13 protein-coding genes and 1 riboswitch are annotated in these 12,589 nt (G+C 59.5%); all 13 genes read right to left on the reverse strand.

What is annotated here, in order from left to right; all coding sequences use genetic code 11:
• Positions 1–169: 169 nt before the first annotated feature.
• The 13 genes from EF096_RS07255 to btuB all read right to left on the reverse strand — a co-directional run bounded on the left by EF096_RS07255 (position 170) and on the right by btuB (position 12,239).
• Positions 170–904, reverse strand: coding sequence for an adenosylcobinamide-GDP ribazoletransferase (locus tag EF096_RS07255; protein WP_123888966.1), 735 nt, complete (start codon positions 902–904; stop codon positions 170–172).
• Positions 901–1,479 (reverse strand): histidine phosphatase family protein, encoded by a 579-nt coding sequence (locus tag EF096_RS07260; RefSeq protein ID WP_123888967.1) that lies wholly within the window; start codon positions 1,477–1,479, stop codon positions 901–903. Before EF096_RS07260 ends, EF096_RS07255 begins: the two co-directional genes overlap by 4 nt.
• Positions 1,476–2,531, reverse strand: a complete 1,056-nt coding sequence (cobT, locus tag EF096_RS07265) for a nicotinate-nucleotide--dimethylbenzimidazole phosphoribosyltransferase (protein ID WP_123888968.1) — start codon at positions 2,529–2,531, stop codon at positions 1,476–1,478. The genes EF096_RS07260 and cobT overlap by 4 nt, the downstream gene beginning before the upstream one ends.
• Positions 2,528–3,049, reverse strand: coding sequence for a bifunctional adenosylcobinamide kinase/adenosylcobinamide-phosphate guanylyltransferase (gene cobU, locus EF096_RS07270; protein WP_123888969.1), 522 nt, complete (start codon positions 3,047–3,049; stop codon positions 2,528–2,530). The genes cobT and cobU overlap by 4 nt, the downstream gene beginning before the upstream one ends.
• A complete protein-coding gene (locus EF096_RS07275) occupies positions 3,042–4,502 on the reverse strand; it encodes a cobyric acid synthase (RefSeq protein WP_123888970.1) in 1,461 nt (486 codons plus the stop codon). Before EF096_RS07275 ends, cobU begins: the two co-directional genes overlap by 8 nt.
• Positions 4,490–5,497: a threonine-phosphate decarboxylase CobD gene (gene cobD, locus EF096_RS07280; RefSeq protein WP_123888971.1), complete on the reverse strand. Its 1,008-nt coding sequence runs from the start codon at positions 5,495–5,497 to the stop codon at positions 4,490–4,492. The genes EF096_RS07275 and cobD overlap by 13 nt, the downstream gene beginning before the upstream one ends.
• Positions 5,490–6,398, reverse strand: coding sequence for an adenosylcobinamide-phosphate synthase CbiB (gene cbiB, locus EF096_RS07285; RefSeq protein WP_123888972.1), 909 nt, complete (start codon positions 6,396–6,398; stop codon positions 5,490–5,492). Before cbiB ends, cobD begins: the two co-directional genes overlap by 8 nt.
• Entirely contained in the window at positions 6,395–7,204 is an 810-nt protein-coding gene (locus tag EF096_RS07290) for a cobalamin-binding protein (RefSeq protein WP_235869659.1), read from the reverse strand. Before EF096_RS07290 ends, cbiB begins: the two co-directional genes overlap by 4 nt.
• Complete coding sequence (gene bluB, locus EF096_RS07295) at positions 7,201–7,854, reverse strand: 5,6-dimethylbenzimidazole synthase (protein WP_123888973.1); 654 nt, start codon at positions 7,852–7,854, stop codon at positions 7,201–7,203. The genes EF096_RS07290 and bluB overlap by 4 nt, the downstream gene beginning before the upstream one ends.
• Positions 7,851–9,143: a cobyrinate a,c-diamide synthase gene (locus tag EF096_RS07300; protein WP_123888974.1), complete on the reverse strand. Its 1,293-nt coding sequence runs from the start codon at positions 9,141–9,143 to the stop codon at positions 7,851–7,853. Before EF096_RS07300 ends, bluB begins: the two co-directional genes overlap by 4 nt.
• The gene (gene cobO / locus EF096_RS07305) at positions 9,140–9,754 is read right to left on the reverse strand and encodes a cob(I)yrinic acid a,c-diamide adenosyltransferase (RefSeq protein ID WP_123888975.1); all 615 of its coding nucleotides are present in this window, start codon (positions 9,752–9,754) and stop codon (positions 9,140–9,142) included. The genes EF096_RS07300 and cobO overlap by 4 nt, the downstream gene beginning before the upstream one ends.
• Positions 9,751–10,326 (reverse strand): hypothetical protein, encoded by a 576-nt coding sequence (locus EF096_RS07310; protein WP_123888976.1) that lies wholly within the window; start codon positions 10,324–10,326, stop codon positions 9,751–9,753. The genes cobO and EF096_RS07310 overlap by 4 nt, the downstream gene beginning before the upstream one ends.
• A gap of 107 nt (positions 10,327–10,433) precedes the next feature.
• On the reverse strand, positions 10,434–12,239 hold the full coding sequence (gene btuB / locus EF096_RS07315) for a TonB-dependent vitamin B12 receptor (RefSeq protein ID WP_123888977.1): 1,806 nt from the start codon (positions 12,237–12,239) through the stop codon (positions 10,434–10,436).
• A 117-nt stretch (positions 12,240–12,356) separates the two neighbouring features.
• Positions 12,357–12,586, reverse strand: a riboswitch (cobalamin riboswitch).
• Positions 12,587–12,589: the final 3 nt, after the last annotated feature.

The raw sequence follows: 12,589 nt of genomic DNA on the forward strand, positions 1-12,589 counted from the left end.
CGCGTTGCTGCAACTGCAGCTCAATAAGCTCTTCAATATAGTCGCTCATGTGATACCTCCCTTTTCTTCTTGATGTTAATGACGTACTGCTATCGCACTATTCACGTTAGCCACGCCAGATGACAGTAAGATGAAAATGGCCAGGTAAAGTTCCGCTCCCACGCCAGCGTCAAAGCAAAAAGCTGGCCGCCGCTACCAGGACCGCACACTCGACTATTTCCAGCAGTGCTCCAGCGGTATCGCCGGTCGTCCCGCCGAGACGTTGCAGCAACAGATGACGTCCGTACAGCACCAGCCCTGCCGCTACAAATAGAGACAACGCCCCTGCTACGCCGCAAAAGAGCAGCAATACGGCATTAAGCAGCAAGACCCACTTTAGCTTCGAACGCGGCATCTCACGGGTCAGGCTCTCGCCCAGCCCACCCGCGCGCACGTAGGGTGTGGTTAATAGCAACAGGGGTAATAGACAACGGCCCAGCCAGGGAGCAATTAACAGCAAAAGCCAGGATTGCTGTTGCAGCAAGAGCACCAGGGCGGTGTATTTCAGCAGCAGACAAAGCAATAGCACGATGACGCCTATCGGTCCGCAAGCCGGGTCTTTCATAATCGCCAGTGTGCGCGCTCGGTCACCATAGCCACCCACCCAGGCATCCGCAGTATCCGCCAGGCCATCAAGGTGCAGACCACCGCTCAGCCAGACCCATAAGGCAATCAAGATGGCGGCTCGCAGCACAGGGTCAACGCTACCAAGCAATAGGTTGGCCGTGAGCAATAGCGCGCCCAGCAACAAACCAACCAGCGGGTACCAGAGCAGCGACTCGGCGCTCTCCTGAGCGCTTGGATCACGGCGCAGACGCACCGGCAGGCGGGTCAAAAACTGCAACGCCAAGGCAAAGGGCATCATAAGCCGACCTCTTTCAGCCCCTGCTGCGGAGCAAACTCAAGGCCCACTAACTCAGCGTAGCCGACCACAACCTGAAGCAGGTCAGCAGGCGCCAGCCCACGCGCACGGGCGAGCAAAAGTCGCATCACGCCGGCATGCGATACCACCAGTATCCGCTGCCCGGCGTAGGCTAAATGTAAAGTCTGAAGAGTGGTGTCTATGCGCGCAGCAAAATCCCGCATTGGCTCGGCACCGGGCGGCGTGTAGGCATAGGGATCGGTCCAAAAGCGGCCCAGTTCATCAGCCTGGTCAAGCATCAACTCGCTTGGGTGCTTACCTTCCCAATCGCCAAAGTGCAGCTCACGCAAATTGTCGTTGTACTCAATGGGCAGTCCGCGCTCCTCGGCAAGGCGTTCGGCAAAGTGCGCGCAGCGACGCAGCGGCGAGCTGACAATACGCTGCCAGCCACTGGCAACAGCGGTGGTGGCTATCATTTGCTGCCAACCCGCGGCGGTGAGTTGATCATCCAGACTGCCACGCAAACCGCCGCCCTGCTCGGTCTCGCCATGACGTAAAAAGTCGAGCCGGACCATCACAAGCGGCTACCGGAGACCGCTGCCTCCTGGAAGGTCGCCATCTGGTTGTGCAGACGGCAAGCCGCTTGCAGCAGCGGCACTACCATGGCGGCACCACTGCCCTCACCCAGGCGCATCTCCAATGACACCAAGGGCTCAGCATCCAGCGCATCAAGCAACTCCTGATGGCAGGTCTCGGCACTGCGATGACTGTAGAGCAGCCAGGGTGCGATGCCCGGATTCATGCGTACTGCGCACAGTGCGGCGGCAGTGCATATGTAGCCATCTACCAACACCGGCATGCCTTCCTGCGCGGCTGCGATGTAGGCGCCAGCCAAACCCGCAATTTCCAGTCCACCCACGCGAGTCAACGCCTCCAAGGGTGAGTCAACCATGGGTCGATGCAGTTTTAATGCGGCTTCAATGATCTGGGTTTTGTGCTGCAGACCGCTGTCCTTCATACCGGTGCCAGCACCCACCAGGCGCTTGGCTGGCTGATCAAGTAACAAACAGGCCAGGGCACAGGCACTGCTGGTGTTACCTATCCCCATGTCGCCACCGATAAACAGATCCGCGCCCTTTTCCAGCGCGCGCTGCAGTGCCTCACGGCCTGCTAGCAAGGCGTGCGCACACTGGACGCTGGTCATGGCCGGTTGATGAAGGAAATTCTCCGTGCCGGCAGCAATCCTCAACTGACGCACGCCAGGCAATGGCACACTCTCTTGTACCAGCCCCAACTCGAGCAGTTCGAGTTCAGCGCCCAGGTGACGCGCCAACACGCTGATGGCAGCGCCGCCCTGCGCAAAATTGGCCAGCATCTGGCCGGTTACTTCCTGCGGAAAAGCCGAAATTCCCTCCTGCGCGATACCGTGATCCGCAGCAAAAATGGATATCCAGATACGCTCTACCGAAGGATCGCTGCGACCTTGCAAACCCGCCAGGGTAACTGCCAACTGCTCAAGACGACCGAGCGAACCCTGCGGTTTGGTTAACTGCAGCTGCCGCGCCAGCGCCTGTGCTCGCCTACCCGCGTCCGGAACGCGTGCTGCTGCCTGCCACCAAGTGCCATTCACAGCTTTTCTCCCTTTAAGGTCTGCGGTAAACCCGCAATGCAGAATACTACCCGGTCGCAGTGCTCTGCCAGCTGCTGGTGCAGCCAGCCAGACTCATCGACAAAACGGCGGCTAAGCTCGCCCATGGGAACGACACCCAAGCCTGTTTCATTGCTCACCATAATGATCCTGCCCGGTAACTCGGGCAGGCAATCAAACAACGCCTGGCGCTCACGTGTCCAATCCTGCTCGTCCGGGCTGAGCAGCAGGTTACTCACCCAGAGAGTAAGGCAGTCGACCAGCAAACAGCGATCTGTTGCGGCGTGCTCGCGCAGCACCTGCGCCAGGGAAGTCGGCTCCTCAACCAGAGCCCAGTCAGCCGGACGCTGGGCACGATGCTGTACCACCCGATCGCGCATCTCCTGATCGCGTGGCTGGCAGGTCGCAATATAGGTCACAGGCAGACCGCACTCAGCCGCCAGCCGCTCGGCTAACCGGCTTTTGCCCGAACGGGCACCACCCAAAATCAATTCATGCATCGTTTATACCGCATAGCAGGCGCAGTTGCGTCGTATCAAGATGCGCCTCGACCAGGTCGGCCAGACGCTCCAGGTCTCGTTCCCGCAGGGCTGCGTAATCCATGCCTTCGGCGCGGGCAAGCCCGGCCCAACGCAGCACGGCTTGTTGCGTGGCCGACTGCTCAAAAAAACCATGCAGGTAGGTGCCCGCCACCTGCCCGTCCTCGCTCAGCGCGCCATCCATGCCGCCACCGTGCAGATATACCAGCGGTTGCGCCAGTGCCCGACCCTGGCTGATTCCGGCATGAATCTCATATCCACTGACGCTGGCCTGCTCAAGCGACAACACACCGGTAACATTGGTCAACTGCTTGGCTGCGCGCAGCTCGGTTTGCATATCCAGCAGGCCTAACCCGGCAACGCTGCCGGCGGGTCCTTCAAGCCCCAAGGGATCGGCCAGCCCCTTGCCCAGCATCTGAAAGCCACCACAGATCCCCAGCACCTTACCGCCATAACGCAAATGACGCGCCAAGGCCTTGTCCCAGCCGTGCTTGCGTAAAAAGTCGAGGTCAGCGGCAACACTCTTTGAACCCGGCAGAATAATCAGATCGGCCGCGGGTATGGGCTGACCGGGGCCGACAAACGCCAGCTCGACCTGCGGATGCAATCGCAGGGGATCAAAATCGGTATGGTTGCTGATACGCGGTACTACCGGCACCACCACCTTCAGGCATTCGGCCTGCTTGGCCACCTGGCGAGTATCAACCGCATCTTCTGCCTCTAGATGCAGGTCGTGCAGGTAGGGCAATACACCCAGCACCGGCTTACCGGTGCGCTCTTCCAGCCAGCGCAAACCTGGCTCCAACAAGGCAATATCGCCACGAAAACGGTTGATGACAAACCCTTTAACCCGCGCCTGCTCACTCGGCGAGAGTAACTCAAGTGTTCCTACAAGATGCGCAAATACGCCGCCCTTATCGATATCGGCGATGATAATAACCGGACAATCGACCGCTTCGGCGAAGCCCATATTGGCAATATCGCCCTCACGCAGATTGATCTCCGCCGGTGAACCAGCGCCCTCGACCATGACTACAGGATAACGCTCGCTCAGGCGTCGATAGGCTGCCAATGCTGCCTGCATGGCGACCGGTTTGTAGGCGTGATAAGCGACCGCATCCATATTACCGATCGGCTGCCCCTGAATGATTACCTGCGCGCCCACATCGCTGTTGGGCTTGAGCAGGATCGGGTTCATATCGGTATGAGCACTGATACGCGCGGCATGCGCCTGGACAGCCTGGGCTCGACCGATCTCGCCACCGTCTGCAGCTACCGCCGCATTCAGTGCCATGTTTTGCGGCTTGAACGGGGCGACAGCCACGCCCTGGCGTACCAGCCAGCGACAGAGTGCACTGACCAGCGTGCTTTTGCCCGCATCCGAGGTAGTGCCCTGCACCATCAAACTGCCCATGCCAACTCCTTCATGCTGTCTCGCAAGGCACTTTCCAGACGCTGCCACTGCGCCTCCGAGCGCGGCAAACCAAATCTCAGCCCGCCCAGCTCGTTAAACACGCGCACCAGTACACCGCGACTGGCCAAGTCCTTGTAAAGTTGCTGCGCCGACTGCTGTCCCAAGAGACGCCATTGAAACAAGCCGCAGCCGGCACCCGACGCTAACCCGACCGAGTCCAGCAAACGTCGCAGACGCTGGCTATCCATATGCAAACGACTGCGCCACAACTGTTGAGTCAGCCGGTCTGCCAGCACGGACCGGCCTACCGCACGCGCAGGTCCACTCACCGCCCACGGACCGAGCTGCTCTTCAAGAGCTGCCAACAATTGTTCCTCTGCCAGCACAAAGCCCAGCCGCAGGCCCGCCAGACCGAAAAATTTGCCGAGCGAGCGCAATACGATCAAACCAGGAGCATGACTATGCGCCGATAGGCTGTATTCCGGCGTCGGGTCCATAAAAGCCTCATCAACCACTAACCATCCACCCCGGCTGACCAGACGCTGGTGCCAATTCAGCAGCAGTTCGCTATTCAGCAATTGTCCGGTTGGGTTGTTGGGGTTGACCACCACCAGCACATCCAGTTGATCAAGACAGGCTGGCAGCAGCTCCGTGGTCACGCTGACCAACTGGTGACCAGCGCGCTCCCAGGCCAGACGATGCTCGGCGTAGGTCGGTTCCAGAATCCCCACGCGGCAAGGTTTGCGCAGTGTCGGCAGCGCCTGAATGGCCGCCTGCGAACCTGCTACTGGCAACGCGCGAGGTGCGCCATAATAGTCTTGCGCCTGCTGACTGAGTCCGTCCTCGGTTTCAGGCAGACGGCTCCAGACTGACTGGGGCAACGCGGGTACAGGCCAGTGATAGGGCGCGAGCCCGGTAGACAAGTCGAGCCATTGCTCAAGCGGCACGCCGAACTCGCTGGCTGCATGTTGTAAGCGTCCGCCGTGTTCAAGCATGACTTGCCCCCCATAACAGCACTAGCAGCAGCGACCAGAGCACTAGACTGCGGCGAACCAACTGCAAAGCGCGCAGGATGTCCTCTGCCCTGGACGCATCACCTATGCCCAGCGGCGGGCGTTCAGTCAGTTTGCCGTGATAAACCGCCGCACCGCCCAGTTGCAACTCTAGCGCACCGGCTCCAGCGGCCATCACCGGACCGGCATTGGGGCTATCCCATGCGGCAGCCTGGGTTTGCCAACAATGCAGACCGCGGCTCAGATTGCCACAGAGGCTATAGCTCAGCGCAACCAAACGAGCCGGCAGGTAATTCAGCACGTCATCCATTCTGGCGGCCACGCGGCCAAATAACAGAAAGCGCGGTGTGCGGTAGCCCCACATAGCATCGAGGGTATTGCTCAAGCGGTACAAGACCACTCCGGGAGCGCCCAGCAGCAAAAACCAGAATAACGCGGCAAAGACCGCATCACTGCCATTCTCCAACACCGACTCTACTGTCGCTTTGGCTATGCCCTGCTCGTCCAGCTGGCTGGTATCCCGGCTCACAATGCGCCCCACCAGCTCACGTGCCAGGGGCAAGTTGCCTTGCTGCAGTGCCACCGCTATCGGCTTGGCATGGGCGACCAGGCTTTGTCCACCCAGGCATAGATAAAGACATAGCACCGAGAACGCCCAGCCAAACCAGGGCAGTTGCACCAAGCCATAGACCACAAGCGTTAACGGAAGCACAGCCAAACACCAGGCCAGCGCCCCTTTGGCGATGCTGTGCGGTTGATTGAGACGCTGCTCCAGAAACTGTACCCAGCGACCAAAGCCAACCAGCGGATGCCAGCGGACAGGCTCGCCCAGCAAGCGATCCAGCAAGACGCCCAGTATGGCCGCGGCCAGCAGGGCGCTCATGCAGCGTGCCAGTTGCGAATAATGCGCGAAAGGTGCTGCAAACCATCGGTCAGTGCGCCTATACCGGGTTGTAAAATGTCGGCCGACTTGACCTCATGCAACTGCCCGGATTGGACCGCGGGGATACTCTGCCAGCCGGCACGCTCCTGCACCTGCTCCGGCCGAAACCGTTTGCCGCACCAGGAACCGATGATGATATCCGGCGCGCGCCTGACCACCTCCTGCGGATCGCTGATAATTCGTTCTTTGGCACTGGGCTTGCTCGCCAGCTCGGCGAAACAGTCTTCGCCTCCGGCGAGCTCAATCAACTCGCTCACCCAGCCTATGCCGGATATCAGCGGATCGTTCCACTCTTCAAAGTAGACGCGGGGACGACGCCCTTCGCGGCAACCCGCATTGCGTGCCTGCAACAACCCCTCCTCCAGCTCCGCGATCAGCTGGGCCGTGCGCTCGTGCGCGCCCACCAGTGCACCCAAGGTCGAGATCATGCGCAAAATACCGGCAATACTGCGTTGATTGAACAGATGCACCTCCAGGCCCTCACGCGCCAGGTCGGCAAGAATACCGGCCTGCAGGTCGCAGTAACCGAGCACCAGATCAGGCTCAAGCGCCAGAATCTCTTCGCTTTTCGCCGAGGTAAAAGCCGCCACCTTGGGCTTCTCCTTCCGCGCTTGCGGCGGTCTTACGGTAAAACCGGAAATGCCGACAATCCGCTGCTGCTCACCCAGGTGATACAGCACCTCGCAGGTTTCGGTAGACAGGCAAACGATGCGCTGCGGGCCACCCAGGGCTATGCATTCACTCATTCGGTCGCTCCCCATTGATCGCAAAACAGCAACTCCGATAACGGCCGGGCATCGGCCCACTCTTCTTGAACCAGCATCGGCTGAGCGTAGAACTCGGCAACCGGGCCCAAACAAAGTATCGCCACCGGCTTGGCACCCGGCGGCATCTGCAGCAAGTCAGCCAACGCCTGCGGCTCAAATAACGAGACCCAGCCCATGCCCAGGCCCTCTGCGCGCGCTGCCAGCCACAGATTCTGAATAGCGCAGGAAAGTGAGGCCAGGTCCATCTCCGGCAAGGTACGGCGGCCAAATACGTGCGCCTCGCGCCCCTCGGGCAGCGCCGCGACCAGTACCTCGGCGCAGTCGAGCACGCCCTGTACTTTCAGTTGCATGAACTCCTCCGAGCGCACGCCCAAAGCCTCGGCGGTCGCCAGTCGCTCGGTCTCTACCAGTTGATGTATCTGCTCACGCAGCGCCTGCTGACGCACCCGAACAAACCGCCAAGGCTGCATCAGGCCAACGCTGGGCGCGTGGTGCGCCGCCTGCAGCAACCGTTGCAATAACGCATCAGGCACCACTCCGCCGATAAAGTGACGCATATCTCGGCGCTCACGAATCGCCCGATAAACCGCGTCGCGTTCGGCGGAGGAATAGGCGTGATCGTCACTCACGGACGAAACAGGGCCGCAGCAGCCTGCGGATTACCCGGCAGATAAAAATGCACATAGGACGCGGTCAGGCGCTCAATGCGATAAACCGCCTCAGCCGTGCGCCGATAGTTGGGGCACTCGCCGCGCACCAGCGGCTGCATCTCGGTGGTTAACTGTGAATGGTGAAAGGTGTGGCCATGCAGCTTGCCTTCCGGCAGCTCCACCGCCTGCAAAGCGAGTGCAGCCAAGCGCTTCTGCATCACCGCATCACCGCTAAGCAGGCCCGCCATGGCAAACCGCTCGCCCTGCAGGTCAGTCAGACTATCGAGCAGATACAGCAGGCCACCGCACTCTGCCACTAACGGCTTACCCTGCAGATGATGTTCGGCGATCTCCGCCTGCATCGCTTTGTTGCCGGCCAGCTGCGCGGCGTGTAACTCGGGGTAGCCGCCCGGTAGGTATAGGCTATCGACCGCGGGCAGATGCGTATCATGCATTGGCGAGAAGAACACCAGCTCGGCGCCCAATGCGCGCAGCAGTTGAAGATTCGCCTGGTAGACAAAGGCAAAAGCACTGTCACGTGCCACGCCAATACTGACGCCCGCGAGCAGCGGCGGCAGAGTCTGCACTTGCGGCGCGGTGAAGCTCACCGAGGCTGGCAAGGCATCATCTACGCTATCCGCCAACGCTGCGGCTGCCGCATCCAGCCGGGCATCAAGATCGGCCAATTCATCGGCCTGCACCAGCCCCAGGTGGCGGCTGGGCAAGGCAATGTCGGGCGAACGCGGCAAACCACCAAACCAGCGGATGTCCGCTGGCAGGCTGTCACGCAAGATCTCGGCATGTCGGGCACTGCCCAGCTTGTTGGCCAGAATGCCGGCAAACGCCAGGTCCGGTTGGAAGTGGGCCAAGCCAAAGGCCATGGCGGCGAAGGTTTGGGCCATACCCGAGCCATCAATTACGCCCAACACGGGGACGCCAAACTGACGCGCCAAATCGGCAGCGGACGGTGTACCGTCAAATAGCCCCATGACACCTTCAATCAAAATCAGGTCAGCCTCACCCGCCGCTTCCCAGAGCAGGCGCTGCGATTGTTCCAGCCCTACCATCCATAAATCCAGTTGGTGCACCGGGGCGCCGCTGGCCACTTCAAGAATCATCGGATCAAGGAAGTCCGGGCCGCACTTGAACACCCGTACCTTGCGGCCAAGCTGGCGATGTCTGCGCGCCAGCGCCGCGGTGACGGTGGTTTTGCCCTGCCCCGAGGCAGGTGCGGCGATCAATACCGCCGGGCACTGTCTTGTAGTCAAAACTCAACTCCCTTCTGCGCTTTGATACCGGCCTTGAAAGCATGTTTAACCACGCCCATATCCGTCACGGTATCGGCTGCCTCAACCAGTGCTGGCGGCGCCCCTCGACCGGTAACCACTACATGCTGATGAGCAGGCCTTGCCTGAATATCGGCGATCACCTGATCCAGCTGCAAATAGCCGTATTTGAGAGCGATATTCAGTTCATCGAGCAGCACCAGTGATACCTCGGGATCGCGCATCAATTCGACGGCGACGGCCCAGGCCGCCTCGGCCTTGACTATGTCATCCTGGCGATCCTGCGTCTCCCAGGTAAAGCCCGCGCCCATCACGTGATAGCGTACTTCGTCCGGAAAGCGCCGAAAGAAATTCTCTTCGCCGGTGCTCTTGGCACCCTTGATAAACTGCACAATACCGACACGCATCCCATGGCCCAGCGCTCGTGCAGCCATACCAAAGCCTGAGCTGCTTTTGCCCTTGCCGTTGCCGGTATTCACCAGGAGTACACCGCGCTCTTGCTGGGCGGTGGCGATCTTTTCATCCACCACCGCCTTCTTGCGCTGCATGCGCTGGCGATGGCGCTCATCGCGCCCCTGATCCTGCTCACTCATGCCTGATGGCTCTTGTTGGACATGAGCAACTGAGCACTGCGCGCGCCCACGTACAGCACGACAGCAATACCGACGTAGAGCGCTAACGAGCTCAGGTACTGCGGGTAGTAGTGACCGATACGCTCAACCATGCCAGCGACGGTAGGCGCCTCGTAACGTCCAGAGAAAAAATAGAACCCACCGCTGGAAAGCACGTTGCAAACCAGAGCACTCAGTGCCATCACCGGTACCAGAACCGCCAGTGAGCCAGCTTGATCGCGATGCCAGCCAGCGTATAGACGGCCACCAAACCACAAGGCAGCATAGGCCGGAACCAGCATCCAGTAAGCCACGGTCATGCAGTGATGTCCGGCGTTGATCCAGCCGACCGAGAGCACATCAATTATGGTCGCTTCAGCAAACAACAACGGAAACACCCATTTAGGTCGCAGCAACACACCCGCGAGAAAAAAGACCGCCCATGATGCACTCGGCAGATTGTGTAGCGGGAAGTGACTACCCCGCGTCATGGCCATCAGTGCCATCAGCGCGATACCGATATAAAGCTGGGTCGTTCTCGACAGGTTCAGCATATTCATTCTCCTCGTTAAAACAGCAAAACGTCTGCGGCCGTTTCGACCACAGACGTCCCATGCTGCCGACTCCCCTTGAGACGGCATGCGTAATCGAACCGCCGAACCTACATCGCCTGATAACGCAGGGTCAGATACCCCGCGCGGCCTGGCTGCTGGTAGGTTGCGGCAGTTTCATAATCGGTATCAAACAGGTTGGTGACCTGTGCCTGCACTCGCCATGCATGGCTCAGCCAATATTCAGCCCGCAGGTCAACGGTGTTGTAACCCGGTAAATCTTCGGTATTGGACGTATTCTCCCAGCGCCGCCCTTCTGCATGCACAGTGGCACCCAGACCGATGCGACCAAAGCGACGATCCACATCCAGGTTGAATATCTGCTCAGGCGTACGCCTGATCAGGTCACCATCGGTGGTTTTGTGCGAGCGATTTTTTGGGTCCTGCAACGTCAGGTTGGCTTGCCAGTTCCAGCCCAATTGTTGGGTAAGCACCTCGAACTCAAGGCCTTTGATCTCTGCCTTATCAACGTTTTCGGCCAGCGAGACGCCACCAACAGTCACGGTCGAGATCATGTCATCGATATCGTTCTTGAATGCATTGGCCGACCAGCTGCCCCAGCTATGCTGGCCGCGCAGTCCAACCTCAAGGTTTTTCGCGGTTTCAGCCTGAATATCGGGGTTACCGAAGCTGGGGTAATACAGCTGGTTAAAGGTGGGAGCGTTGAAAGCCGTGCCGTAACTGGCAGCAAAGCTGACACTGTCGGTCAACGCAAAGCCATAACCCAGGCTTCCTGTGGTGTGCTCGCCATAGGCTTCGTTATCGTCGTGGCGCAAGCTGACCTGCCAGTCATGCCGGCCTGCCTGCCCCAGGTACTGTGCAAACAGACCGTGGTTATAGCGGCTCTTTTCCGGATAGCTGACACTGCTGCTGATTTCGTCTTCAAGCCAGTCATAGCCAAGTGTCAGCAACTGGTTATCGGCCAGATGAAAATCATTCTGCCAACTGAAGCTATCGCGCTGAGTGTCATAACTTGAGTTGAACGTACTGCCTTTAAAATTATCGTTCTGCTCCTCGCTGCGACCGGCCTGCAGTGTCACATCCCAGAAGCTCGCCAGCGCAAAGCGCGCACGAGCGCCATACACCCTGAGCACATCATCAGCATTGGCATCAGTACCAGAGTCATAGTCGTTATGCGACTCAACCTGCAGCAAGTGAGCGTCGATCAGCAGACCGTTAGCAAAGCGATAGCCACCCGAGAGACTACCTGACAACTCACGATAACCGTCATGATCCCGCTCTCTGGAGGGGCGAGCATCGATACCTTCGGTTTTCAGGCTACTGATGCCCAGGTTGTACCATGCATCATCAGTACCGCCGGAAACACCCGCCGTTCCGCCAAGATGCTGGGCACTGCCCACCGTCGTGGAGAAATAGGGGGTGATACCGCCATCCTCGCCCTTGCGGGTAAAGACCTGAATAACACCGCCAATGGCGTCTGCGCCATACAGGCTGGAGCGAGGGCCACGAACCACCTCAATACGCTCAATTTGCTCTACCGGCAGATTCTGCAGCGCCGCAACACCCGAGGTAGCAGAGCCCATACGAACGCCATCGATCAACACCAGCACGTGCGATTTGCTGGTGCCACGAATACTGAGGGTCATGGCCTTGCCCGGCCCACCGTTGTTGGTAATGCTGATGCCGGGGACGCGGCGCAATACCTGATCCACGCTGGTCGCCTGCAAGCGCTCAATGTCGGCGCGATCAAACACGCTGGTCGCCGCAATGCTATTGGATTGACTGGTGCGCGTTGCGGTCACAACCTGGTCATTCAGGCTGAGCGTATCGGCAAGGGAAAGAGAAGACAGGCCGCACAGGGCCAGTGCCAAAGGGGCACGTAAAAAGGTTTTCATACTGCGTAATTGCTCCGTCGTACCCACCCGCACGACACTGACTGAGAATAACAGTGACGGAGGCAGGGGAACGGCAACAAGCATAGAGGGGCCGCGCACCTACAGCGCCCACCGCACTGTTGTGAATCGCGACAGGCCGGTCTCCGGGCTTACGAACGGATCAATAGATCCTGCGGCCTGAACCTTCCCATGCATGAACAGCACAGTGGTGTTATCAGGCGCATCGCCATGAGGCGAACATCGCTTACCGTTGCGGGGGCAGCGCCGGAATTGTCTGCTGGACAGACGCACCGGCTTCCCAGTTTCACCCTCTGCGAAAAGAGGGAACCTGAAGCAGGCGTGAAGAGTAG

This window comes from Pseudomonas neustonica (genome assembly GCF_003797945.1).
Taxonomy (GTDB): domain Bacteria; phylum Pseudomonadota; class Gammaproteobacteria; order Pseudomonadales; family Pseudomonadaceae; genus Halopseudomonas; species Halopseudomonas neustonica.

What these genes read in the sequence shown, in the direction of transcription:
- EF096_RS07255 (WP_123888966.1), bottom strand. Translation starts at nt 904, where the DNA reads ATGATGCCCTTTGCCTTGGCGTTGCAGTTTTTGACCCGCCTGCCGGTG.
- cobU (WP_123888969.1), bottom strand. Translation starts at nt 3,049, where the DNA reads ATGCATGAATTGATTTTGGGTGGTGCCCGTTCGGGCAAAAGCCGGTTA.
- EF096_RS07275 (WP_123888970.1), bottom strand. Translation starts at nt 4,502, where the DNA reads ATGGGCAGTTTGATGGTGCAGGGCACTACCTCGGATGCGGGCAAAAGC.
- cobD (WP_123888971.1), bottom strand. Translation starts at nt 5,497, where the DNA reads ATGCTTGAACACGGCGGACGCTTACAACATGCAGCCAGCGAGTTCGGC.
- cbiB (WP_123888972.1), bottom strand. Translation starts at nt 6,398, where the DNA reads ATGAGCGCCCTGCTGGCCGCGGCCATACTGGGCGTCTTGCTGGATCGC.
- EF096_RS07290 (WP_235869659.1), bottom strand. Translation starts at nt 7,204, where the DNA reads ATGAGTGAATGCATAGCCCTGGGTGGCCCGCAGCGCATCGTTTGCCTG.
- cobO (WP_123888975.1), bottom strand. Translation starts at nt 9,754, where the DNA reads ATGAGTGAGCAGGATCAGGGGCGCGATGAGCGCCATCGCCAGCGCATG.
- EF096_RS07310 (WP_123888976.1), bottom strand. Translation starts at nt 10,326, where the DNA reads ATGCTGAACCTGTCGAGAACGACCCAGCTTTATATCGGTATCGCGCTG.
- btuB (WP_123888977.1), bottom strand. Translation starts at nt 12,239, where the DNA reads ATGAAAACCTTTTTACGTGCCCCTTTGGCACTGGCCCTGTGCGGCCTG.